We start from the raw sequence: 21,746 nt of genomic DNA on the forward strand, positions 1-21,746 counted from the left end.
CAACTATCCCTGGAAATTATCCGTGGAACGCCCCATCAGATCGATAAAGACGTCTTCGAGCGATGGTTCGCTCGCCTGCCAGTGCCATTTCGAATTGTCGCGATAGGGCGCGATCGCGGCCTCCAGCGCCGCCTTGTCGCGGCCGGAGACATGCAGGCTGGTGCCGAACGGCGCCACCATGTCGACCCCGGGCTTGCCGGTAAGCTCGGCCATCAGACCGTTGAAATCGTCGCCCGTCACCGTCCAGGTCGACAACGCGGAGGCCGCGATCACCTCATCCACCGTGCCATGCGCGAGCAGATGGCCATAAGCGATATAGGCGATCTCGTGACAGCGCTCGGCCTCGTCCATGTAATGGGTCGAGACCAGCACGGTGAGGCCTTCGGCGGCGAGTGCGTGGATCTCGTTCCAGAAATCGCGCCGCGCCTTCGGGTCGACGCCGGCAGTCGGCTCGTCCAGCAACAGCAATTGCGGATTGGGCAGCGTGCAGGCACCGAGCGCCAGCCGCTGCTTCCAGCCGCCGGAGAGATTGGCGGCGAGCTGCTCCTCGCGGCCCTTCAGCCCGATGCGCGCGATCATGTCACGCGCCGCCCCGCGCGCATCCGGCATGCCGTAGAGCCGCGCGACGAACTCCAGATTCTCGCGCACCGAGAGATCCTGGTAGAGGCTGAAGCGCTGGGTCATGTAGCCGACCCTGCGCTTGATCTTGTCGGCATCGCGCCGGATGTCGTATCCGAGGCAAGTGCCCTCGCCGCTGTCGGGCGTCAAGAGGCCGCAGAGGATGCGGATGGTCGTGGTCTTGCCGCTGCCGTTGGGGCCGAGAAAGCCGTAGATCGAGCCGCGCTTGACCTGCATCGACAGGTCATGGACCACCTCGCGTCCACCGAACGATTTGGTCAGGCCCTTCACATCGATCGCGATGGACGGTGCATTGGGCTGCGTGCTAGTGGGGCCGCCGTTCATTTGCGCTCCGCCACCGGCGTCTTGGGGTTGAGGTAGATGCTGATCGGCTGGCCGACGCGCAAGACGTCGGGCCGGCTCGGCCGCGCCTGGATCAGGTAGACCAGCTTGTTGCGCTCATCGAGGCTGTAGATGACGGGCGGCGTGTACTCCGCCGTGGTGGCGATGAAATAGATCTTCGCGGTGAGATCGGCGGCGCAATTGTCGCAGGTCACCCGCACCTCATCGCCGAGCGCGAGCTTCGGCAGCTCGGTCTCCGGCACGAAGAAGCGCAGCTTCATGTTGCCGGGCGGCATGATCGACAGCACCGGGCGCTGCGCCTGCACCATCTCGCCCTCGCGGAAATAGATTTGCTGGATCGAACCCGCGATCGGCGCAAAGCCCTTGCGGCGGTCGAGTCGGGTCTGCGAGGTGACAACGCGCGCCTCCGCGACGCGCAGCGCCGAGACCGCGGAATCGAGGTTGGCCTGGGTGCCGGCGCCGGTGCCGCGCAGCGAGGCGGCGCGGTCGTAGCTCTGCTGGGCGTTGGCCAGCGTCGCGTTGTTCTGGTTGAGATCGGCGCGTTGCAGATCGTCGTCGACCGAATAGAGCAGATCGCCGGGCTTTACCTCGTCGCCCTCGCGCACGTTGAGCTTGATGACGCGGCCGGATTCATCCGGGCTGACAAAGATCATGTCGGCCTCGACCCAGCCCTGGAAGCCGGGATCGCGCTTCTCCTTGCAGCCGGCCAGCGCCGCCGCCAGCGCGACGACGGCCACGAGCTTCATCATGCGCGACGCGGTCATGTCTTCCTCCGTTCGCCGAAGATCAGATCGAGATGAACCTTGAACATCGCGAGCCCATCCAGCGGCGCGTGCCGGGCAAACAGGCTCTGCCAGATCACCGCGACGATCGCGGGCGCGACAACCAGCTGCGGGAAATCGCCGAGCTCGCGGTGCTTGATCTCGCCGCGCGTGATCGCGAGCTGGACCAGCGCCTTCATGCCGGCCAGCCCCTTCGACACCACCTCGCGGAAATAGAAATCGGCGATCGCCGGAAAGCGCGGCCCCTCTGAGACGATGAGGCGGATGATGTCGCCGCGCCGGGTCGACACGACCTCGCGGATGAAGGTCTCGGCAAATCCCTCCACCGCGTCGCGCACCGGACCGGTGATGGCGGGCAGCGCGGTCATGCGGCTGATCAGCGGCACCAGCGCGGTGCGGATCAACTCCTCGAACATCGTCTCCTTGTCCTTGAAGTAGAGGTAGAGCGTGCCCTTGGCGACGCCCGCCCGCTTCGCGACGTCGTCGAGCCGCGTCGCGGCATAGCCGCGCGCGATGAACTCATCCATCGCCGCCTCGATGATCGCAGCGCGCCGCTCCGCGGATTTCTCGGCGCGGTTCGCCGGCGGCCTCGGCTCGGCCAGCTCTGCCGAGGTCACCTTCGGGATCCTCGCCGCGGCGGCGCGGATCGTGCTCCGGCGTTTGGCGGGCTGGGTGCGGGTCGGCTTCTCGGTGCGTTTTGTCATTGTTATATTATGACTGACTGGTCAGTCATTGTCAATTCGATCGAGAAAAACGTCGATCCGCGCGAAGCGTTCCTATCGTGTCGGGGGCCCCGAATGCGTGCGCGCATACAACCGTGACCTCGCGGCCTAAACATCAGAATCTGTTACTGATTTCGTCCATTTTCCGATCAGATGACGCGGGGGAACCGGCGCCGATTGCACCCATGGGTCCCGCGCCAAAAATGCCTCTAATCGGAAAACGCAGCCATGCTGGAGGCGACATCGAACAATGGCTGCTGGCTGATGGTGATGAGGCCCGCGGCGGGGCGATCGAGGTCCAGGACAACGTATACGACCCCACACAGCAGCAAGCCGATCAAATAGAGCGGCAAGCGGGTTCGCTCCGTGTCCAATCCGCTCGCATAACCGGCGATGCCGGTGCTGATGGCAGTCATGACGATCAGCACAAGCAGAACGACGTTCGGAATTCGGTTGCGCAGGTGAGCCAAGCGCTTGCCCTGGCTGTCAATCATTTCATTGAGCGACACAATGAACAAACCTACCGGCAACAATGCAGCCTCATTTGCGGCTGCGGCTTTCGCACGTAACCAAAGCGCCTCCTGTATCTCGTTAGAGCGCGAAATGACCGCGGGAAGATCGATCAACGATAGACCGGTCTTAGAGCCTTCCACACGGATGCGCGCGTATTCCCGCAGCAATTCCACGCTTTCGGTTCGATACGGTTCGGCGAGAAGGCGGGCGCGCAGCGCTGTCGTCCCAATCGCGTTCGCTTCATTGACAACGGCTTCACGTCTCGCCTCGAACCGCGTAAGCGCCATAAAGAAGGTAAAGCCAATAATCAACGCCAGCAGCCCGAGCAGGGATTGCTCCAACGCGAAAACATTGGCCCCGCCGCGACCTTTGGCGCGCACGCCCACGTGCCAGCCGATTTCGATCGACACGACAACGAGAGCTGCGCAAATGGCAGACAGTGTTGGTAAAGCAAATTGATAAAGGTTCAGCATTCGTAGCGCAAAGTGTTCGACTGCGTGACGGGCACTGACAATGGGCGCAATCCCGTGGCTTGCCCGAGGCTTGGCAAAGCTGCCGTCCCACAAGGAAAAGCTGATGATCGGCTCTTCGGGTTTGACCTAAATCAAGCTATGCCGCTTGGTACGCGAACGGCGGGCCGCTAGCCGTGAAACTTCAGCCCATCGAGGATCTTGTCGACCACCTTGCGCTCGGCGCGAAAGGCAAGGCCGACCAGATTGAGCTCGCCGCGCGCCACCGCCCTCACCGCCTCGCGATTGGCGGCATCATGCGTGGTCGCGAACATGTCCTCGGTGTAGAGCGCAGGTTTCACGTTGCGCGCCAGTGCACGCTCCAGCGCGCGCGACAGCGCGGGCCCGTCGGCGCCGTAGATCAGGATCGGCTGGCCGATCAGGGAGAGATACTTCGTCCCCGAACCGTCCTCGTAATTCTCGCCGATGCATTCGGGAAAGGAAGCTGCGATGCCACCGGCGAGAAACGACGCCACGTTGAGCTTCTGCCAGACTTCCAGGTTGGTGCGGATCACGACCGCGATCTTGGTGTCGAACTGCATGGCGCGAGTGTATCCGCGGGATGACGGCAAGCGCCAGTACCGGCGAAGCATCCCTCACCTGCCCATCAACCGCTGATGTTCGTTTCCCGCAAGACGAAGCGGCGTAGCAGGAACGATAAAGCCCGGGTAACGCTGCGCTCATCCGGGCTACACCCTGAACCTGCCGTTCCGAGCCGGCGACCAAGGCTTGGGCATGCGACTCCGCGATGCCCGCGCTTTGTCATTGGGGCCTGCGTTGATGACGAGACATCGCTTACTACCTGCATCCGCCGGGATGATCTGCACAGCTCTCGCATTCGTGTGGCCGGCGACATTGCCGCGCGCCGAGACCGCGCTGAACGCCCAATGCACCGGAAAGCCTGACGTCGCGTGGCAGGTGCAGATCGCCGGATGCACCGAGGTAATCGCGTCCGGCAAGTTCGTTGGCAAGGATCTCGCAAAAGCCCTCACCTTCCGCGGCCAGGCCTATGCGCAGACTGGTGACCTCGACCACAGCCTGGCCGACATCGAGCAGGTGATCCAGCTCGATCCCGCCGATGCCTTCGCGGTCGGTGCACGCGGCGATATCTATCTGGTGAAGAAGGACTACGACCGCGCGCTGGCCGATTACAGCAAGGCAGTCGCGCTGGCACCGGACTTCGACCTCGCTTTAATCGGCCGCGGCATCGTATATCTCGCGACCGGAAAATATGACGGCGCGGTCGCCGAATTCGATCGCGTGCTCCAGCTGCAACCGGCCTCCGCGGCAGCGCTGTACTGGCGCGGCATCGCCAAACGCCAGCAGGGCGATGTTGCCGCCGCCGAGGCCGACATTGCTGCGGCGAAGAAGCTCAACCCGCACGTCGACCGCTAGCAGTGGGCGGCGCAGGCCCAGCCTGTGCCCGGACGAAAAGCGATAGTCAGCTCTGCCGCTGCGGTGTAGGCTCCGCGAATTCGATTACCACAACATTTTTTCAGGGCATTGCATCATGATCCGCAACGCCGATGTTGTTGTTATTGGTTCGGGCGGCTTGGGCGCGGCCACCGCCTATTACCTGAGCAAGCGTGGCGCTCTCAGCGTTGCCCTTGTCGACAAGCATGAGATCGGATCGCAGACCTCGCTCCGCGCCGCCGGCATGGTGAGCTGCGCGCGTAAGAGCGATCTGATGATCGGCCTCATCAAGGACGCTTGCCGCAAGATCGAAGCGTTCACGGAAGAAACCGGCCAGCCGCTCGACTGGGTGCATTCGGGGAGCCTGAAAATTGCACGTCGGCTGCAAGACGCCGAGGTGCTCAAGGACGACCTTGAGCGCGGGCTCCGCTCAGGCCTCGATGTCGAGCTGATCTCGCCGGAGCAGGCAAGCCGTCTCAATCCGTTCCTGCAGCCGACCGGTGTCGTCGCGGCGATGCGGATCGGCGACGACCGGTATTTCGACCCAGCGCAGGTCGCCGTCGGCTTCGCCAGCGCCGCCGCGGCCAACGGTGCTACCTTGCTGCCGAAGACCGACGTGCGCGGCGTCAACATCGTCGGCGGCACCGTGATCGGCGTCACCACGGCGAACGGCGTCATTGAGACCCCAGTCGTCGTCGATGCGGCCGGCGCGTGGGCGCGGCAGGTCGCGGAGGCAAGCGGAATCCGCGTGCCGCTGGTGCCGACCCGGCAGCAACTGATCGTCACCGAGCCGCTGGACGGCGCGCGTGCCGACTTGCCGATGATCCGCATCATGGATGCTGCAGTGTATACGCGCCCGTGTCAGGGCGGCTTCCTTTGGGGTGTCTACGAGGAAACGCCGCGCTTCTTCGACATGGAGAAGCTTGGGACCGGATTCGACGTCAAGGACATGCCGCTCGACATCGACGTGCTGCATGCAGCCGCAGATGATGTGAAGGATCAACTGCCGTTCCTGCAAACCGCCAAGGTGCGGGAATTCCGCGGAGGCATTCCGACGATGACCGCTGACGGCCATCACATTCTGGGCCCTGCCGCTGGCACGACCGGCTTCTATTTTGCAAGCGGGTGCAACGTTGCCGGTCTGTCGATCTCGCCGGCCGTCGGGGAGGCGCTTGCGGCCTGGATCGTGGACGGCGAGCCGCCGGTCGATCTATCGCCGATGTCGGTCACGCGGTTCAAAGACCAATCGTGGTCTGAAGAGCAATTGCAGAGCGAGGCCGCCTGGCAATATCGTCACTTCTACGGCGCGGTCTGAGCGCGGCTCGGGGCAGCGCTCTTTCGCTACCCCTTGGCGTCGCAGGCCCAGGCGCGGATCACGCATTCCTTGCCACCATAGTCGTAGCACTTCTTGGTGGCGGCATTGAGCGAGCTTGAGATCCGTGGCGCCACCGCATAGCCATGGGCGCCGCAGGGATTCTTCATGTCGATCGCAAGCGCGGCGCAGGCGCGCTTCATGGTGATGGTGGTGCAATCGCCCTTGCACTGCTTCAGCGCGGCGGCACGCGCGGCGCCTTCGGCAGGGTAATCATAGGCCTGGCCATAGGCCCCGCATTTGCCGACCGCGAACGCGCCCGCAGCGTGTGCCTTGGGGACGAAGGTTTCCACGGAGAAACGCGTGGCGCCGAGCAGCAATGTCAAGACAAGGAAAGTCAGCGCGCGGCGCTGCGCGGCGGCGGTTGAAATGATCAAAGCGGAATTCCCCCAAAGTCCGGCGCGGACTGTACGCGGGGGTCGTTTCCAGATGGTGAATGACGGGTTGATGGCGCGACGACGCGGATAAAGCTACCCCCGCCGCGCGGCTTCCAGCGCCTGCGGGGTATCGATGTCGAGGAAGGCGCTGTCGCCTTCGACCGGCACCTCGGCGACGGCCTCGGCGTGCTTTGCGATCAAATGACGGGCGCCGATGTCGCCGTCGAGCGTCATCAATTCCTTGAAGAAGCGCCGCGACCACAGCACCGGATTGCCGCGGCGGCCCTCGCTGACCGGGACCGCGATCAGATGGCCGCGGTCGGGCGCAAAGGTCTCGATCATGCGGTCGATCAACTTGGCATCGATCAGCGGCATATCGCCGAGGCAGACGATCGCGCCGTCGGCGCCGTCGGAGACCGCCGCGATGCCGGCCTTCACCGAGCTCGCAATGCCGCCGGCGAAGTCCGGGTTGCGGACGAATTTGACCTTGAGGCCATCAAGCGCCTGCTCGACCAGATCGGCCTGGTGCCCGGTGACGACGATCACCTCGGAAGCCTTCGAGGCCAGAGCCTGCTCGGCGACGACGCGCGCGAGCTTCTTGCCGTCGAGCTCGGCGAGCAATTTGTTCGGCCCGCCCATCCGGGTCGAACGACCGGCGGCGAGCACGATCGCCGCGACGTTGCGGTTGCCTTCGGTGTCCGGCACGGTGCGCGGCTGCGGCCGCGTCACGATCTCCATCAGAAGGCCGCCGACGCCCATGCCGGTGAGATCCGACCGCGTCACCTTGATGCCGGCGAGCAGCCGCATCAGCACCCAGTCAAACCCGTTCTCGACCGGCGAGCGCGCGCAGCCCGGCGCGCCCAGCACCGGCACGCCGCCGGCGCTGCCGATCAACAGCAGATTGCCCGGATCGACCGGCATGCCGAAATGCTCGACCGCGCCACCGATCTCGGTGATCGCCGCCGGGATGACGTCGCGGCGGTCGGCGATCGCCGACGCGCCGAACACGATGACGAGCTCGGCGCCGAGGCCGAGCAATTCCTTAATCGCGCCGGCGAGCACCGTCTCGTCATGCGGCACGCGGCGCTCGGCGATGATGGTGGCGCCGGCCGGCGCCAGCCGCTCGGCGGTGACGCGCAGCGTCTTGTCGATCACCTTCGGCGCAAGGCCCGGCAGCAAGGTCGAGACCACGCCGACCTTCTTGATCACATAAGGCGCGATCCGCAGCGCGTCCTTGCCCGCGACTGCGACGGCGGCATCGCGCAAGCGCCCCTCGACGCCGAACGGGATCAGCTTGACGGTCGCGATCATCTCGCCTTCGACCACCGGCTTATAGGCCGCGAGCGTGGCGAAGGTGATGGCCTCGTCGACGCCGTTGATACGATCGACCGCGGCGCGATCGACCACCAGCACGCCGGGGCGCGCCGCGAACAGATTGGCGCGGCCGGTGAAGGCGCGCTCGACATTGACGCCCTCGCCCGCCACCGCCTGCGCGATGCTGGCGGCAGCTGTGTCCTCGGAGACGTCGCCTTCTTCCAGCCGCACCACGACGACGTCCTTGACGCCGGCCCTGGTCAGCGCGTCGACCTCCTCAGGGCCGATCGTGGTGCCCTTCTTGAGCACCAGCGCACCCTGGCGGAGCGTATGCACGGTGACGCCGCCAATCGCGTCGGCCGGACTGGCGGGACCGAACTTCATGCCGCTTCTTCTTTTTCCTTGGAGTTTTCTTTGGGAGGCAGACGTAGCAGCGCGGTGATCTCGGCCATGATCGCAACCGCGATCTCCGACGGCGACACCGCGCCGATGTCGAGCCCGATCGGCGCGTGGATCCGCGCGATGTCACTGTCCTTGGCGCCCTGCGCGCGCAGCCGCTCGGCGCGCTTGGCGTGGGTCTTCCGCGAGCCGAGCGCGCCGATATAGAAGCAGTCGCGGTCAAAGGCGTGCAGCAACGCCGGATCGTCGATCTTGGGATCATGCGTCACCGCGACGAACGCGGTGTAATGATCGACATTGAGCGGCGGCAGCGCGACATCAGGCCATTCGGCGACCAGCGGCACGTCGGGGAAACGCTCCGGGCTTGCAAACGCCGTGCGCGGATCGACCACCGTGACGTCATAGTCGAGCGAACGCGCCAGCGGCGCCAGCGCCTGGCTGATATGCACCGCGCCGATGATCACGAGCTTTGCGGTCGGCGCGTAGACGTTGAGGAACAGCTTCTTGCCCGCGACCTCGACATTGCCGCTCTTGCCCATCCGCAGCTGCTTCGAAAGTTCGGCGCGCAGCGGATCGACGGCGATGTCCTGGGCCTTGACCAGGCGCTGCTCGCCATTGGCGGTGTCAGTGACGATGATGACAGGGCGGCGCGCGGCACGCTCGGCGTTGAGTTGTGTCAGGGTCTCGAGTTTCACGGCTAGCCGACCTTCTCGACGAACACGCGGATGGTGCCGCCGCAGGACAGGCCAACGTTCCAGGCCGTCTCGTCGGCGACGCCGAATTCCAACATCTTGGGCTGGCCGCTCGCGATCACGTCGAGCGCCTCGGTGACCACCGCGCCCTCGACACAGCCGCCGGAGACCGAGCCCAGAAACGTGCCGTCGTCATTGATGACGAGGCTGGAGCCGGCCGGGCGCGGCGCCGAGCCCCAGGTCTCGACCACGGTGGCAAGCGCCACGCCGTGGCCCTGCTTCTGCCAGGTCTCGGCGGCCTGAAGAATGTCTTCGTCGCGGTTCAGCATAGAAACCTCCCTCAGGCCACGGATCGGATCAGGCTGCGGTGGTGCGCCGGCGGCGGGGATGACAGCGCCCCGATCAAGCCCTTGATGGACGTCAAGTTATGCACCGGGCGAAATTCGTCAACGTGGGGCAACATCATTTTGATGCCCTGCGCCTTGGCCTCGAAGCCGGAGTAGCGCAGCAGCGGGTTGAGCCAGATCAGGCGGCGGCAGGAGCGGTGCAAACGGTCCATCTCGAAGGCCAGTTTGGCATCTGCCTCCCGTTCTAGTCCATCGGATATAAGGAGGACGATGGCGCCCTGCCCGAGCACCCGGCGGGCCCAGAGCTGGTTGAAGGTGTGCAGCGAGGTCGCGATCCGGGTCCCGCCGGCCCAGTCCTCGACCGAGGACGAGCAGCTCGCCAGCGCCTCGTCGGGGTCACGCGCCCGTAACGCGCGCGTCACATTGGTCAGGCGGGTGCCGAACAGGAACACCGAGACCCGCTTGCGGGCATCGGTGATGGCATGCAGGAAGTGCAGGAACAGGCGGGTGTACTCGCTCATCGAGCCGGAGATATCGAGCAGCGCCACGATCGGCGCCGGCTTCTCGATCCGGCCGAGCTTGCGGATATCGATGATTTCGCCGCCGGTGCGTAGCGAGTTGCGCACGGTGCGGCGCATGTCGAGCCGCAGGCCGCGCGCGTCGGGCTGGTAGCGGCGGGTGACGAGCTCGGCCTGCGGCAGCCGCATCTTGGCGATCTCGCGCGTCACCTCGGCGATCTCGGCCGCGGTCATCTGCGCAAAATCCTTCTTCTGCAGGATCTCCTTGTCGGAGACCGAGAGCTTGAGTTCCTGCTCCTGGGCCTGCGGCCGCTCCTCGTTCTTCGCCGGCTGCGCCATCGCCTCCTGGACGCGGCGCGAGGCCGGCGGCGGCTTCTTCTTGGCGTGGTCGGGCAGCGGCACCGAATCCAGCATGCTCTTCCACTCCTCGGCGGCGCGGAAGAACAGCATGAAGGCCTGGCGGAAGATCAGCGCATGCTCATGGCGCTTGACGAAGATCGCCTCCAGCGTGGCGTAGAAATCGAGGCGATTGCCGACCTCGATCAGCTGCAGCGCATTGAGCGCATCGATCACCGAGCCCGGTCCGACGGGAAGCCCGGCCGCCCGCAGCGCCCGGGCAAAGCCGATCACGTTGTCGGCCATGTGGCCGGTCGGAGGCGCGAGGTGGTTGATCGCCATCTTCTGCTCGATCCATCAGCCACGTCATTCCGGGATGCGCCGTTAGGCGCAGGCCCGGAATCCATAACCACGATCGTGAGTATGGATTCCGGGCTCGCGCTGCGCGCGCCCCGGAATGACGGACGCAAAATGCAACGCGCGCGACTTACGTCTCGCTCGTCGCTTCCTTCAATGTCTTCTGCAGCGCATCGCCCTGCATGCGCGCGATGTCGTCCTGATACTTGAGCAGCGCGCCCAGCGTGTCGCCGACCACTTGCGGCGTCAGCGAGCGGGCGTCGAGCTCGGACAGTGCTGTGGCCCAGTCGATGGTCTCAGCGACACCAGGCGACTTGTAGAAGTCCTGGTTGCGCAGCGCCTGCACGAAGCGGACGACCTGCTGCGACAGCTTCGCGGAGATGTTCGGCACCCGCGACTTGACGATCGCGAGCTCGCGGTCCGCCGTGGGATAATCCACCCAGTGATAGAGGCAGCGCCGCTTCAGCGCGTCGTGGATCTCGCGCGTGCGGTTCGAGGTGATGATCACGATCGGCGGCGCCGGCGCCTTCACGGTGCCGAGCTCGGGGATCGTGACCTGGAAGTCGCTGAGGATTTCCAACAGATACGCCTCGAACGCCTCGTCGGCGCGGTCGAGCTCATCGATCAGCAGCACCGGCGGCCCCGCGACATCCGGCTCTAGCGCCTGCAACAGCGGCCGCTTGATCAGAAAGCGCTCGGCGAATATGTCGCTCGCGAGCTGGTCGCGATCGGTGTCGCCGGAGGCTTCCGCCAGCCGGATCGCGATCATCTGCGCCGCGCTGCTCCACTCATAGACCGCGGAGGCGACGTCGAGGCCTTCATAGCATTGCAGGCGGATCAGCTTGCGCCCGAGTGCCGCCGACAGGACCTTTGCGATCTCGGTCTTGCCGACGCCGGCCTCGCCTTCAAGGAACAGCGGCCGGCCCATCCGCAGCGCGAGATAGGTCACGGTCGCGAGCGACCGCTCGGCAAGATAGCCGCGCGACGTCAACAGCCCCTCGAGCGCATCGACGGAAGTGGGTAACGCCGATGCACTCATGGAACAGCCAGTCTTCGAACAGGGGTTAGCAACATCACGCCTTGGCTAGTTCTTGGGGCTAGTTCTTGGATCTAGTCCTTGAGGTCTAGGTCGCATCTAGTCCCTTGGATCTAGTCCCGCGACCTAGTCCCTTGGATTTAGTCCTTGGCGTTGGCGGCTTCCACCGCCCGGCGCGTCAAAACGCCGATCAAATGCGCGCGGTATTCGGCGCTGCCGTGCAGGTCGCTGTTCAGCCCATCGGCCGGAACCGCGATGCCGTCGAGCACCTTGTGCGAGAAGCGCTTCTTCAGGGCCTCCTCGTACGCGGCAACGCGGAACACGCCGTCGGAGCCGGCACCGGTGACCGCGACGCGGACGTCGGACGGACGCTTGGCCACGAACACACCGACCAACGCATAGCGCGAGGCCTGGTTGCGGAACTTGATGTAAGCCGCCTTCTTCGGCAGCGGGAACATCACCTTGGTGATGATCTCGTCGGCTTCGAGCGCAGTCGAGAACAGGCCCTGGAAATACTCCTCGGCCTTCAGGCGGCGCTTATTGGTGACGATGGTCGCGCCCAGCGCCAGCACCGCGGCCGGGTAGTCGGCGGTCGGGTCATTGTTGGCGAGCGAGCCGCCGATGGTGCCGCGATGGCGCACCGCGGGATCTCCGATCAGGCCGGCCAATTCGGCCAGCGCCGGGATCGCCTCGCCGACAACAGCGGAGTTCGCGACCTCGGCGTGCTTGGCGGTGGCGCCGATCACCAGCGAGCGGCCCTTCATCTCGATCGTGTTGAGACCTTCGATGTGGGAGAGATCGACCAGATGCGGCGGGCTCGCGAGCCGCTGCTTCATGACCGGCACCAGCGTGTGACCGCCGGCAATCAGCTTGGCGTCCTCGTTCTTCACCAGCAGATTGGCGGCCTGCCGTACGGTGCCGGGACGATGATATTTGAATTCGTACATTGGAATGTCCTGATCGCAGATCGCGACGAATTGCTGACTAAGCGAGGTCCGATTTGGCCATCGCCTTGGCGCCGGCGGCGATCGAAGCGACGATGTTCTGGTAGCCGGTGCAGCGGCACAGATTGCCTTCCAGCTCCTCGCGGATCACCTCGTCGGAGAGCTCGTGGCCCTTGCGATGCACCAGGTCGACGGCGGTCATGATCATGCCCGGCGTGCAGAAGCCGCACTGCAGGCCGTGATGCTCGCGGAAGGCCTCCTGCATCGGATGCAGCGGCGCGCCATCGGCAGCCAGCCCCTCGATGGTCTTGACCTCATGACCGTCGGCCATCACCGCGAGCGTCGTGCAGGACTTCACCGCCTTGCCGTCGAGGTGCACGACGCAGGCGCCGCACTGCGAGGTGTCGCAGCCGACATGGGTACCGGTCAGCCGCAGATTTTCGCGCAGAAACTGGACCAGAAGGGTACGGGGGTCGACATTGGCGTTAACGGGGTTGCCGTTCACGATCATTGAAATCTTGGCCATCAGCACTCTCTTATCTGCCCCACCGCATATCGGCGAAGCAGGCGGTTTAAAATCATTCCAGACGGCATAATATGGGCGCGCCCCGCGATGGGCAACCTTTCGAGCCACCCATCCAGAGCATGGCGGGGCCTAATCAACCGGCCCGCGAACAGGGCTAACCCTGCACCGCCTTGGCAAAATTTGCAAAGAATTCATCGGCCAACTTCTTGGCGGCGCCGTTGATCAGGCGCTGGCCGAGCTGGGCGAGCTTGCCGCCGATCTGCGCCTCCACGTTGTAGCTCAGAAGCGTGCCGCCATCCTTGTCGGCGAGGCCGACGGTGGCGCCGCCCTTGGCAAAGCCGGCGACCCCGCCCTCGCCTTCGCCCGAGATCTTGTAGCCATTCGGCGGGTCGAGATCGCTCAAGGTGACCTTGCCCTTGAAGCGGGCCGAGACCGGGCCGACCTTCATCTTCGCGGTGGCGCGGAAGCCGCCCTCGTCGGTCTTCTCCAGCTCTTCGCAGCCGGGAATGCAGGCCTTCAACACTTCGGGATCGTTGAGCTTGTCCCACACAGCCTGGCGCGGCGCTGCAAGCTGGACTTCGCCGGTCATTGTCATGGCCATGGGGGACCTCCTCGATCGCTAAGAACCTTTTCCCCCAAGTAAAGCAGCCGGGGCGCAAAGGAAAGGGCACCTTCGGAGGATGAGCGATGCATATTCGCAACCGCAGCAAGCCAATCCCGCCGTTTACGAATTCGCGCGATCCGCACTGCCGAAATTGACGGCAGCGCCGGGGCATTGGCAGGAGCGCGCGACAGTGGTTAGGTCGCGCGCCATGAATACTACCGTCTCTCGCACAGCCCTCTCCCCCCTGCTTGCGCCGATGCTGTCGAGCGCCGCGATGCGCGCGGTGTGCGACGATGCCGCCACGCTGCAGAACATGCTGGATTTCGAGGCCGCGCTGGCCCGCGCCGAGGCGGCCTGCGGCGTGATTCCCGCTGCAAGCACGGGACCAATCGCCGCGGCCTGCAAGGCCGAATCATTCGACCTCGCCGCGCTGGCCGATGCTGCGACGCGATCGGGCAATCTGGCGATCCCGCTGGTGAAGTCTCTCACCGCCGATGTCGCCAAGGCGGATGCCGAGGCGGCGCGCTATGTGCATTGGGGTGCGACCAGCCAGGACGTCATCGACACCGCGACGATGCTGAGCCTGCGCGCCGGCATCGATGCGCTGCTCGTCGACCTCGACCGCGCTGTTGCGGGTTTTGCCGGCCTCGCCCGCGCTCATCGCAACACCGCCATGGTGGCGCGGACCTGGTTGCAGCATGCACTGCCGATGCCGTTCGGCCTGAAGCTCGCCGAATATGCCGCGGCGCTGCACCGCTCCCGCAAGCGCTTGCTGCGCCTGCGCCGCGAGACGCTGGCGCTGCAATTCGGCGGCGCTGCCGGCACGCTCGCGGCGCTCGGCGACAAGGGACTTTTGGTCGCAACAGCGCTTGCCAAGGAATTGGACCTGCCCCTGCCCGATGCGCCCTGGCACACCCACCGCGACCGCATCGCCGAGGCTGCGTCGGTCTTCGCGATCCTCGCCGGCAGCTGCGGCAAAATCGCGCGCGATGTGTCGCTGATGATGCAGACCGATGTCGGCGAAGCCTTCGAGCCGGCAGGCGCCGGCCGCGGCGGCTCCTCAACGATGCCGCACAAGCGCAATCCGGTCGCCGCTGCAAGCGCGCTGGGCGCTGCGACCATGGCGCCGAACCTCGCCGCGACGATCTTCGCCGCGCAGGTGCAGGACCATGAGCGCAGCGCCGGCCCGTGGCACGCGGAATGGCCGACCTTGCCGGGCCTGATGCTGGTGACCTCGGGCGCGCTTGCCGCGATCGTCGATCTCGCCGAAGGGCTCGAGGTCGACGCGGCGCGGATGCGCGTCAATCTCGATGCGACGCATGGGCTGATCATGGCGGAAGCCGTCACCTTTGCGCTCGCCGACAAGATCGGCAAGAGCGACGCTCATCATCTGATCGAAGCCGCGAGCAAGAAAGCGGTCGCCGAGAAGAAACATTTGCGCGACGTGCTGGCGGCGGATGCCAAGGTCACTGCGCATCTCGACGCCAAGCAAATCGCTGGCCTGTTCGAGCCGATGGCCTATCAGGGCGCCTCGCAGGCGCTGATCGATCGTCTGCTGGCTTCGGTCGACGACAAATAGCGGGATGTCATTGCCGGGGTTGACTCAGCAATCCATCATCGCCGGAGAGATTCATTTTCGATGGATGCGCGGATCAAGTCCGCGCATGACGAGGGGAAGAAACATGCCGATGATCAACGCCGACGGGTGCCTGCTCAACGTCCAGGTGGACGGCCGCGACGGCGGACCGACCTTGATGCTGTCGAACTCGCTCGGCTGCACCTTGCAGATGTGGGAGCCGCAGATGCCGGCGCTGACGCAGATGTTTCGCGTCATCCGCTACGACCGCCGCGGTCACGGCAAGTCCGGCGTGCCGGCCGGCCCCTATTCGATGGAGCGGTTCGGCCGCGACGTGCTCGCGATCCTCGACGACCTCAACATCGAGAAGGTGCATTGGTGCGGCCTGTCGATGGGCGGCATGGTCGGGCAATGGCTCGGCGCCAACGCGCCCGAGCGGTTCGGCAAGCTGATCCTCGCCAACACCGCCTGCTACTATCCCGATCCGACCAACTGGCTGAACCGCATCAAGGCGGTGAAGGAAGGTGGTATCGCCGCGGTCGCCGACACCGTGATCGCGGGCTGGCTGACCGCCGACTTCCGCGAGCGCGAGCCGCAGATCGCAGCGCGCATGAAGGCGATGCTGGTTGCGTCTCCCGTCGAGGGCTATCTCGCCTGCTGCGAGGCGCTCTCCACGCTCGACCAGCGCGCGTTGCTGCCCAAAATCAAGAGCCCGACGCTGGTGATCGCAGGCAAACAGGACATGGCGACCCCGGTGTCGGCGGGCGAGATGATCCGCAGCGGCATTCCCGGCGCCAGCATGACGCTGCTCGACGCCGCGCATATTTCCAACGTCGAGCAGTCGCACGCCTTCACCGAAGCCGTGGTCGGCTTCCTGACGCAACGGTAACAACAAAGAGCGTCATTGCGAGGAGAAACTGATGGACGACAATCAGCGCCGCGAAGACGGCATGACGCAGCGCCGCAAGGTGCTCGGCAATGAATGGGTCGACAAGTCGATCACAAACCGCAACGCGTTCAACACCGACTTCCAGGACCTGATCACGCGCTACGCCTGGGGCGACATCTGGACCCGGCCGCATTTCGATCACCGCACCCGCCGCGTGCTCGTCATCGGCACCATGGTGGCGCTCGGCCAGTGGGACGAATTCCGCCTCCATGTGCGCGCCGCGCTCAGCGAAGGCGGCTTCACGCCCGACGACATCAAGGAGATCCTGCTGCAGCAGGCGATCTATTGCGGCGTGCCCGCGGCCAATCACGCCGTCAAGGAAGCCGGCGCGATCATTGCCGAGCTAGGGCTGCTGAAGGGATAGCTCACCGGCCGGCACGCTTGTCTCCGCTGCGGGCGCCTTCACGGCGGGCTTCGGCGAGGTCTCGAACAGCATCACGATCGCGGTGCCGAGCAGCATCAGAAGCTCCGAGGCATGCATGCGCATCGCTTCGACTTCGCCGACCTTGGAGGCCATCATCATGCTGGCGAAGCTCAGCACGCTGCCGAGGCAGAGCGCCACCGCAAGCGCCTCGTCGCTGCCGCTGCTCTTCTTGCGCAGCGGCGAGAATGCCGCCATCGCGAGGAACACCGCGAAGAACGCCACCACCGTGATCCGCGCCAGCGCCAGCAGCCAAGCCAGCCGCACCGTCGCCATCTTGGAGAGGTGCAGATAGTCGCTGGCATAGAGCGCGATCGACACGCTCGGCCGCTCATAGAGGCCGTGGATCGGCGACACCATGATGCTGAAGGCGATGATGGTCCAGACCGGAATGAAATAGGCCGCCAGCAGCGCGCCGTTGAAGGAGCTGATCCGCCAGGTGTTCGACATTGCCGCTTCCCGTTTCTGTCCGGCGCCTTTCAGGTCGGCGACGGTTCAGCGTACGAGGTAACGCCGATCAATTGCCGGCGGCAATTTAAACCCTTTGTTTACCTTAACTGCCTGGGGATTATTGGCGACAAGCCGGCGCGCCGTGCCAGAACGAGGCAAAAGGAAAGGCCCCGCCTCCGCGGGGCCTTTCCATGACGACCTGCCGTGCCGTCGGTTCCGAACTAGCGCTCCTCGCTCGGGGGCTGGCCCTGGCGGCCTGGATCCTGCTGCTGCTGGCCGGGCTTCTGCCCGCCACCCTGCTGCTGGCCCGGCTTCTGACCAGGCTGTTGGCCTTGCTGGCCCGGCTTCTGGTTCTGATTGCTCATGCGGATACTCCCTTTACTTTGATCAAGCTGGGGACAACGCGCGCGCCGGAAGCGCAGTTGCTGGGGGAACACCGGTTCCGGCGTGATCATTGCAGGGCAACCGCGTGTCGACCCTGTGACATCGGAACCGCACCCGCCAAAGTAGTTATGTACAAGCCCTTTCTGCTGCTGCCACGCTGTTGCCGCCGCCGGGGTTCCGCTGTTAGAAAATGGCACGACGCGACGGATCAGGCTGCCGGGGGCCCTCGCCGCGTCATTCGCGACGTGGCGTTTTCGAGCGAAGTGGGGACTAACGGCAGCGCATGGACTATTTCGCCCAGCAACTGATCAACGGCCTCGTGCTCGGTTCGATCTACGGCCTGATCGCGATCGGCTACACGATGGTCTACGGCATCGTCGGCATGATCAACTTCGCCCATGGCGACATCTTCATGATCGGCGGCTTCATCGCGCTGATCTCATTCCTGGTGCTGGTGTCGCTCGGCCTCACCGCGATCCCCCTGATCCTCTTGATCGTGCTGCTGGTCTCGATGGCGATCACCGCGCTCTATGGCTGGACCATCGAGCGCATCGCCTACCGGCCGTTGCGCCATTCGTTCCGGCTGGCGCCGATGCTGTCGGCGATCGGCATGTCGTTCGTGCTGACCAATTTCTCGCAGGTGTCGCAGGGCGCGCGCGTCAAGCCGGTGCCGCCGATCATCACCGGCGGCTACACGCTGCATGAAGGCCCGGAGGGCTTCGCCGTGCAGCTCTCCAACATCCAGATCATGGTCGTGCTCGCCACCGTCGTGGTGCTGGCGCTGTTCACCTGGCTGGTGTCGCGCACAAGGCTCGGTCGCGACATGCGCGCGTGCGAGCAGGACCAGACCATGGCCGCGCTTCTTGGGGTGGATGTCGACCGCACCATCTCGATGACCTTCGTGATCGGTGCCGCGCTCGCCGCCGTCGCCGGCATGATGTACCTGCTCTATTACGGCCTGGTCGATTTCTTCATGGGCTTCGTCGCCGGCATCAAGGCGTTCACCGCCGCCGTGCTCGGCGGCATCGGCTCGCTGCCGGGTGCGATGCTCGGCGGGCTTGCGATCGGCCTGATCGAGACGTTCTGGTCGGCCTATTTCTCGGTCGAGTACAAGGACGTCGCCGCGTTCTCGATCCTGATCGTGGTGCTGATCTTCATGCCGACCGGCCTGCTAGGCCGTCCCGAAGTCGAAAAAGTCTGACAGGCACTTCGTGAGCGCGACCTCAGCCCGCCCCTCGCACGCCGCGCAGCCCTCGGGCAGCGCCTTCATTGTCAAGAAAGCCCTGATCAGCGCCCTCGTCGCGCTGGTGCTGTTCTCGCTGATGATCGGCGTCCGCACCGAGGCCGGACCGCAAGGCGGCCTGATCTACTGGACCCGGTTCGGCGATCTCGCAGCCCTCGTCGGCACCGTGTTCGGCGGCAGCATCATCGTCGAGCTGCTTCGGCAATGGTGGGGCCCGGTCGACAAGGACAGCATCGTGCCGAAGCCGGTGCAGTCAGCGATCTCGTTCGCCGGTCGCTGGCTGGCGCCGGCGCTCCTGGTGTTCGCCGTCCTGGTGCCCGTGATCTTCTACGACCAGCGCTACATTCTCGATTTGTCGATCCTGGTCCTGACCTATGTGATGCTGGGCTGGGGCCTGAACGTCGTGGTCGGCCTCGCCGGCCTGCTCGACCTCGGCTATGTCGCCTTCTATGCGGTCGGCGCCTATTCCTACGCGCTGCTGGCGACCAATTTCGGATTGTCGTTCTGGGTCTGCCTGCCGCTCGCCGGTATCCTGGCGGCGTTCTGGGGCGTGCTGCTCGGATTCCCGGTGCTGCGGCTGCGCGGCGACTATCTGGCGATCGTGACGCTCGCCTTCGGCGAGATCATCCGCCTCGTCATCATCAACTGGCAGAGCCTGACCGGCGGCCCCAACGGCGTCTCGGGCATTCCGCGCCCGACCATGTTCGGCATTCCGCTCGACAACAGCGACAACGGGCTCGCCGCCAGGCTCGGCATCGAGTTCTCGCCGACCCATCGCCTGGTGTTCCTGTTCTATCTGATCCTGGCGATGGCGCTGCTCACCAATTGGGTGACGATCCGGCTCAGGCGGTTGCCGATCGGCCGCGCCTGGGAGGCGCTGCGCGAGGATGAGGTCGCCTGCCGCGCGCTCGGCATCAACACCACGACCACCAAGCTGACGGCGTTCGCGACCGGTGCGATGTTCGGCGGTTTCGCCGGTGCGTTCTTTGCCACAAGGCAGGGCTTCATCAGCCCGGAATCCTTCACCTTCCAGGAATCGGCGCTGGTGCTCGCGATCGTCGTGCTCGGCGGCATGGGCTCGCAGCTTGGCGTAGCACTCTCCGCGCTCGCCATGATCGGCGGCTTCGAACTGTTCCGCGGCTTCGATCAGTACCGCATGCTGGTGTTCGGCATCGCCATGGTGCTGTTGATGATCTGGCGGCCGCGCGGGCTGATCGGCCATCGCGCGCCGACCGTGTATCTGGAGCGCAACCAGTCGATCTCGTCCGACCTCGTCAAGGAGGGCCACGGATGAGCGGCGATCCCATTCTCAGCGTCGACCGCCTGATGATGCGCTTCGGTGGCATCGTCGCGGTCAACGAGCTCTCCTTCAGCGCCGAGCGGCGCAAGATCACCGCGCTGATCGGGCCGAACGGCGCCGGCAAGACCACGGTGTTCAACTGCATCACTGGCTTCTACCGGCCCAGCGGCGGCGCGATCCGCCTCAGCCATGACGACGGCCGCAGCATCCAGCTCGAGCGGTTGAACGATTTCCGCATCTCCAAGCAGGCCAAGGTGGCGCGCACCTTCCAGAACATCCGGCTGTTTCCCGGCATGACAGCGCTGGAAAACCTGATGGTGGCCCAGCACAACGCGTTGATGCGCGCCTCGGGCCTGACCGTGCTGGGGCTGCTCGGCCTGCCGTCCTGGCGCGAGGCCGAAAAGCGCGCGATCGATCTGGCGCGAGCCTGGCTCGACCGCGTCGGCCTGCTCGATCGCGCCGACGATGCCGCGGGCAACCTGCCCTATGGCGACCAGCGCAGGCTCGAGATCGCGCGCGCGATGTGCACCGAACCCGCCCTGCTCTGCCTCGACGAGCCGGCGGCCGGACTGAACGCGCGCGAGAGCGGCGGGCTCAACGAGCTCTTGCTGTCGATCCGCAACGAACAGGGCACATCGATCCTCTTGATCGAGCACGACATGTCGGTCGTGATGGAGATTTCCGATCACGTCGTGGTCATGGACTACGGCGTCAAGATCGCCGAAGGCACGCCGCAGGCGGTGCGCGACGACCCCAAGGTGATCGCGGCCTATCTCGGCGCCGACGAGGAAGAGGCGATCGCCGTGATGGAGAGCGGCACGTGAGCGCGGCACCGGCGACCACACCCCTGCTCGCGGTGCGCGGCGTGCGTGCGGCGTATGGCAAGATCGAGGCGCTGAAGGGTGTCGACATCGAGATCAATGCCGGCGAGATCGTCGCCCTGATCGGCGCCAACGGCGCCGGCAAGTCGACGCTGATGATGACGATCTTCGGTCGGCCGCGCGCCCGCGCCGGCACCATCGAATATGACGGCCACGACATCACCGGCGTGCCGACCCACGAGATCGCGCGGCTGCGCATCGCGCAATCGCCCGAGGGCCGCCGGATCTTTCCGCGCATGAGCGTCGCGGAGAACCTGCAGATGGGCGCCGATGCGACCGAATGCACGGACGCCGAGCGCGAAGCCGGGCTGGAGCGCGTGTTCGCGCTGTTTCCACGGTTGAAGGAGCGCATCGCGCAACGCGGCGGCACGCTGTCGGGCGGCGAGCAGCAGATGCTGGCGATCGGCCGCGCACTGATGAGCCGGCCGCGGCTGTTGATGCTGGACGAGCCGTCGCTCGGGCTGGCGCCGCTGATCGCCCGGCAGATCTTCGACGCCATCCGCACGCTGAACCGGCAGGACGGCCTCACCGTCTTGATCGTCGAGCAGAACGCCAACCATGCGCTGAAGCTTGCCCATCGCGGCTATGTCATGGTCAACGGCCTGATCACGCTGACCGGAACCGGCGGCGAATTGCTGCAGCGCCCGGAAATCCGCGCCGCCTATCTGGAAGGCGGCCGCCACGGTTAGCTGCACGTTTCGTGCCGCCGCCGCTAGCAAGATGTAGCGTCGATTTGCCTGAAAATTGCCGGTGACTTCGCTGCGAAATCAGCCGAATATGCCGGCGGTTTTGGGGCCCGG

Annotated in this window: 25 protein-coding genes; 9 read left to right on the forward strand and 16 right to left on the reverse strand. The window is 65.3% G+C overall.

What is annotated here, in order from left to right; genetic code table 11:
- Positions 1 to 3 precede the first annotated feature (3 nt).
- The 5 genes from JQ616_RS14425 to JQ616_RS14445 all read right to left on the reverse strand — a co-directional run bounded on the left by JQ616_RS14425 (position 4) and on the right by JQ616_RS14445 (position 4,049).
- Complete coding sequence (locus JQ616_RS14425) at positions 4 to 963, reverse strand: ABC transporter ATP-binding protein (protein ID WP_212015329.1); 960 nt, start codon at positions 961 to 963, stop codon at positions 4 to 6.
- The gene (locus tag JQ616_RS14430) at positions 960 to 1,745 is read right to left on the reverse strand and encodes an HlyD family secretion protein (RefSeq protein WP_212015331.1); all 786 of its coding nucleotides are present in this window, start codon (positions 1,743 to 1,745) and stop codon (positions 960 to 962) included. Before JQ616_RS14430 ends, JQ616_RS14425 begins: the two co-directional genes overlap by 4 nt.
- The gene (locus JQ616_RS14435) at positions 1,742 to 2,467 is read right to left on the reverse strand and encodes a TetR/AcrR family transcriptional regulator (protein ID WP_212015333.1); all 726 of its coding nucleotides are present in this window, start codon (positions 2,465 to 2,467) and stop codon (positions 1,742 to 1,744) included. The genes JQ616_RS14430 and JQ616_RS14435 overlap by 4 nt, the downstream gene beginning before the upstream one ends.
- Before the next feature lie 227 nt (positions 2,468 to 2,694).
- Positions 2,695 to 3,471 (reverse strand): hypothetical protein, encoded by a 777-nt coding sequence (locus JQ616_RS14440; RefSeq protein ID WP_212015335.1) that lies wholly within the window; start codon positions 3,469 to 3,471, stop codon positions 2,695 to 2,697.
- 167 nt (positions 3,472 to 3,638) lie between these two features.
- A complete protein-coding gene (locus JQ616_RS14445; protein ID WP_212015337.1) occupies positions 3,639 to 4,049 on the reverse strand; it encodes a DUF2000 family protein in 411 nt (136 codons plus the stop codon).
- Between the two features lie 274 nt (positions 4,050 to 4,323).
- On the opposite strand from JQ616_RS14445, the gene JQ616_RS14450 reads away from it, so the two are divergent.
- Both JQ616_RS14450 and JQ616_RS14455 read left to right on the forward strand, forming a co-directional pair.
- Positions 4,324 to 4,902 (forward strand): tetratricopeptide repeat protein, encoded by a 579-nt coding sequence (locus JQ616_RS14450; RefSeq protein WP_212015339.1) that lies wholly within the window; start codon positions 4,324 to 4,326, stop codon positions 4,900 to 4,902.
- Between the two features lie 115 nt (positions 4,903 to 5,017).
- The gene (locus tag JQ616_RS14455; RefSeq protein ID WP_212015342.1) at positions 5,018 to 6,235 is read left to right on the forward strand and encodes an NAD(P)/FAD-dependent oxidoreductase; all 1,218 of its coding nucleotides are present in this window, start codon (positions 5,018 to 5,020) and stop codon (positions 6,233 to 6,235) included.
- Between the two features lie 26 nt (positions 6,236 to 6,261).
- Here the strand turns inward: JQ616_RS14455 and JQ616_RS14460 are convergent, their stop codons facing one another.
- The 9 genes from JQ616_RS14460 to JQ616_RS14500 form a co-directional block, all read right to left on the reverse strand.
- Positions 6,262 to 6,669 carry a DUF4189 domain-containing protein gene (locus tag JQ616_RS14460; RefSeq protein WP_212015344.1) on the reverse strand — a complete coding sequence of 136 codons (408 nt, stop codon included), beginning with the start codon at positions 6,667 to 6,669 and terminating at the stop codon, positions 6,262 to 6,264.
- Between the two features lie 93 nt (positions 6,670 to 6,762).
- Positions 6,763 to 8,367 (reverse strand): NTP transferase domain-containing protein, encoded by a 1,605-nt coding sequence (locus JQ616_RS14465; protein ID WP_212015346.1) that lies wholly within the window; start codon positions 8,365 to 8,367, stop codon positions 6,763 to 6,765.
- On the reverse strand, positions 8,364 to 9,077 hold the full coding sequence (locus JQ616_RS14470) for an XdhC family protein (RefSeq protein ID WP_212015348.1): 714 nt from the start codon (positions 9,075 to 9,077) through the stop codon (positions 8,364 to 8,366). The genes JQ616_RS14465 and JQ616_RS14470 overlap by 4 nt, the downstream gene beginning before the upstream one ends.
- Before the next feature lie 2 nt (positions 9,078 to 9,079).
- Positions 9,080 to 9,403, reverse strand: a complete 324-nt coding sequence (locus JQ616_RS14475) for an XdhC family protein (RefSeq protein ID WP_021077800.1) — start codon at positions 9,401 to 9,403, stop codon at positions 9,080 to 9,082.
- 11 nt (positions 9,404 to 9,414) lie between these two features.
- A complete protein-coding gene (locus tag JQ616_RS14480) occupies positions 9,415 to 10,617 on the reverse strand; it encodes a vWA domain-containing protein (RefSeq protein WP_212015350.1) in 1,203 nt (400 codons plus the stop codon).
- Between the two features lie 145 nt (positions 10,618 to 10,762).
- Entirely contained in the window at positions 10,763 to 11,671 is a 909-nt protein-coding gene (locus JQ616_RS14485) for an AAA family ATPase (RefSeq protein ID WP_212015352.1), read from the reverse strand.
- Positions 11,672 to 11,808: 137 nt separating this feature from the next.
- Positions 11,809 to 12,615: an FAD binding domain-containing protein gene (locus JQ616_RS14490; protein ID WP_212015354.1), complete on the reverse strand. Its 807-nt coding sequence runs from the start codon at positions 12,613 to 12,615 to the stop codon at positions 11,809 to 11,811.
- A gap of 37 nt (positions 12,616 to 12,652) precedes the next feature.
- Positions 12,653 to 13,138 (reverse strand): (2Fe-2S)-binding protein, encoded by a 486-nt coding sequence (locus JQ616_RS14495; RefSeq protein WP_016840414.1) that lies wholly within the window; start codon positions 13,136 to 13,138, stop codon positions 12,653 to 12,655.
- A gap of 154 nt (positions 13,139 to 13,292) precedes the next feature.
- Positions 13,293 to 13,739: an SRPBCC family protein gene (locus tag JQ616_RS14500; protein WP_016840413.1), complete on the reverse strand. Its 447-nt coding sequence runs from the start codon at positions 13,737 to 13,739 to the stop codon at positions 13,293 to 13,295.
- 211 nt (positions 13,740 to 13,950) lie between these two features.
- On the opposite strand from JQ616_RS14500, the gene JQ616_RS14505 reads away from it, so the two are divergent.
- The 3 genes from JQ616_RS14505 (at position 13,951) to JQ616_RS14515 (ending at position 16,631) form a co-directional block, all read left to right on the forward strand.
- Positions 13,951 to 15,321 (forward strand): 3-carboxy-cis,cis-muconate cycloisomerase, encoded by a 1,371-nt coding sequence (locus tag JQ616_RS14505; RefSeq protein WP_212015355.1) that lies wholly within the window; start codon positions 13,951 to 13,953, stop codon positions 15,319 to 15,321.
- Positions 15,322 to 15,424: 103 nt separating this feature from the next.
- On the forward strand, positions 15,425 to 16,207 hold the full coding sequence (gene pcaD / locus JQ616_RS14510; RefSeq protein WP_212015357.1) for a 3-oxoadipate enol-lactonase: 783 nt from the start codon (positions 15,425 to 15,427) through the stop codon (positions 16,205 to 16,207).
- 31 nt (positions 16,208 to 16,238) lie between these two features.
- Complete coding sequence (locus JQ616_RS14515) at positions 16,239 to 16,631, forward strand: carboxymuconolactone decarboxylase family protein (protein WP_212015359.1); 393 nt, start codon at positions 16,239 to 16,241, stop codon at positions 16,629 to 16,631.
- Here JQ616_RS14515 and JQ616_RS14520 read toward each other — a convergent pair.
- Both JQ616_RS14520 and JQ616_RS14525 read right to left on the reverse strand, forming a co-directional pair.
- Complete coding sequence (locus tag JQ616_RS14520; protein WP_212015361.1) at positions 16,611 to 17,138, reverse strand: hypothetical protein; 528 nt, start codon at positions 17,136 to 17,138, stop codon at positions 16,611 to 16,613. The genes JQ616_RS14515 and JQ616_RS14520 overlap by 21 nt on opposite strands.
- Before the next feature lie 221 nt (positions 17,139 to 17,359).
- On the reverse strand, positions 17,360 to 17,503 hold the full coding sequence (locus tag JQ616_RS14525; RefSeq protein ID WP_212015363.1) for a hypothetical protein: 144 nt from the start codon (positions 17,501 to 17,503) through the stop codon (positions 17,360 to 17,362).
- 302 nt (positions 17,504 to 17,805) lie between these two features.
- On the opposite strand from JQ616_RS14525, the gene JQ616_RS14530 reads away from it, so the two are divergent.
- From JQ616_RS14530 to JQ616_RS14545, 4 genes are all read left to right on the forward strand, one after another.
- Positions 17,806 to 18,723, forward strand: coding sequence for an ABC transporter permease subunit (locus JQ616_RS14530; protein WP_212015364.1), 918 nt, complete (start codon positions 17,806 to 17,808; stop codon positions 18,721 to 18,723).
- Positions 18,724 to 18,790: 67 nt separating this feature from the next.
- Positions 18,791 to 20,059, forward strand: a complete 1,269-nt coding sequence (livM, locus tag JQ616_RS14535; protein WP_212016303.1) for a high-affinity branched-chain amino acid ABC transporter permease LivM — start codon at positions 18,791 to 18,793, stop codon at positions 20,057 to 20,059.
- Entirely contained in the window at positions 20,056 to 20,889 is an 834-nt protein-coding gene (locus tag JQ616_RS14540) for an ABC transporter ATP-binding protein (protein WP_212015365.1), read from the forward strand. Before livM ends, JQ616_RS14540 begins: the two co-directional genes overlap by 4 nt.
- Positions 20,886 to 21,635, forward strand: a complete 750-nt coding sequence (locus JQ616_RS14545) for an ABC transporter ATP-binding protein (RefSeq protein WP_212015366.1) — start codon at positions 20,886 to 20,888, stop codon at positions 21,633 to 21,635. The genes JQ616_RS14540 and JQ616_RS14545 overlap by 4 nt, the downstream gene beginning before the upstream one ends.
- Positions 21,636 to 21,746: the final 111 nt, after the last annotated feature.

The organism is Bradyrhizobium tropiciagri (assembly GCF_018130545.1).
Classification (GTDB): domain Bacteria; phylum Pseudomonadota; class Alphaproteobacteria; order Rhizobiales; family Xanthobacteraceae; genus Bradyrhizobium; species Bradyrhizobium tropiciagri_A.